Source organism: Campylobacter sp. BCW_4341 (assembly GCF_001764255.1).
GTDB lineage: Bacteria > Campylobacterota > Campylobacteria > Campylobacterales > Campylobacteraceae > Campylobacter_D > Campylobacter_D jejuni.
Genome location: NZ_MKAH01000039.1, coordinates 1 through 1,307, shown reverse-complemented (window position 1 = coordinate 1,307; position 1,307 = coordinate 1). Strand labels below are relative to the sequence as shown.

General features: G+C 30.1%; 2 protein-coding genes and 1 pseudogene. All 3 read right to left on the bottom strand.

The annotated features are described in order from the left end of the window. A pseudogene (locus AJN70_RS09510) lies at positions 1–285 on the bottom strand (hypothetical protein); the annotation flags it as partial. 37 nt (positions 286–322) lie between these two features. Continuing rightward, positions 323–652, bottom strand: a complete 330-nt coding sequence (locus AJN70_RS06475; RefSeq protein WP_044779636.1) for a hypothetical protein — start codon at positions 650–652, stop codon at positions 323–325. A gap of 15 nt (positions 653–667) precedes the next feature. Then, positions 668–1,307, bottom strand: a 640-nt coding sequence (locus AJN70_RS06470; protein ID WP_186821011.1) for an ankyrin repeat domain-containing protein, incomplete at its 5' end; no start/stop codon positions are given.

The following is a 1,307-nucleotide window of genomic DNA, read 5'->3' as shown; positions in this document are numbered from 1 at the left end:
TTTAAGTCCTAAACTCTCAAAATACTCCATCATTTCAAAACTTTGACTCTTATCATAAGCAATCCCTGCCCAAGCTAAAGTAGAACTAGGATTAAAAAAAGGTATAGGATGATCACACCAATATACCTTACGACGTTTCTCTAAAAATACTTCAGGCACGGGATAATCTTTTAAAAACTCTTTCACTTCTTTAAGTTTATTATTTTTAACAAGTCTAAAAAATTCCCAACCTAACTCCCTTATAGCTTCTTCATCCATAGCTTGCATTTCTTCTAAAGTTTTCATTTGTTTTTCCTTAAAATAATTTTTTAAAAATCTTTTTTTATTTGTTAAAATTTTCCAAAGCTTTATCCAAATCTTTAGCCTCTAAAAGTGATCGAAGAATTTTGCAAATCTCACTTAAATCCTCAAAGCAAAGTACATTTGCAATAAACCACTCATCAAATTCTTCCTCAGTAGCATCACGATAAGATATTCCTGTTTCTTCTTCAAAAGCGACTTCGTATTCTTCTGGATCGATATGATCATACGCATCACTTAAAAAACCCTCTAAATGAGAATTAACAGCCTGTAAAACTTCTTTGCTAGGTTTTGTTTTTAAGAATTCTTTAAAATTCTCAAGATTGTCTAAAATTTCAACATCAAATTCCATAATATCTCCTTTTTATTATTTTTTTATCTTTCTTCTTTCTTCATACATTTTAATTTGTTCTGGTTCCTCTAAACTCGTATCAATATTGTATTCTTTAACCAATTGTTCCCAAGTCTTAGCACCTGCTTTTTTTAAGATTGTTTTATTTTTATTTATCCCAAAAGAAATAGCCCTATCTAATGGAGTATCAGGTTTAAAATAATTAATTTTATCATTTTCAATTTCATTGATAGTGCAATTAGCAGCATTGACATCAGCTCCATATTTGATCAAAATTTCCAAACAAGTTCCAACAGGTTTTTTCTTAGATCTTGCAGCTATATGTAAAAGGGTTTCCCCTGCATCGATATAACTGTGTTCATGTTCTGTTTCAATCCTTCTCATATTTACATCAGCACCAAATTGTAAAGCCACTTCTAAAGAATTTACAGACTCAGGATCACCAAGCAATATCCAAGAATGCAAAGGGGTAGCACCTTTTTCATCATAAACTTCAAATTTACATCCTTTTTTAAAAAAATAATCAATCATTTTTTTATTTTTTCCACCCACTCCAATATAATCAGTAAGAGCATTATTTCCTAAACACTCATCATCAGCTTTAAGTCCTAAACTCTCAAAATACTCCATCATTTCAAAACTTTGACTCTTATCA

What these genes read in the sequence shown, in the direction of transcription:
- AJN70_RS06475 (WP_044779636.1), bottom strand. Translation starts at nt 652, where the DNA reads ATGGAATTTGATGTTGAAATTTTAGACAATCTTGAGAATTTTAAAGAA.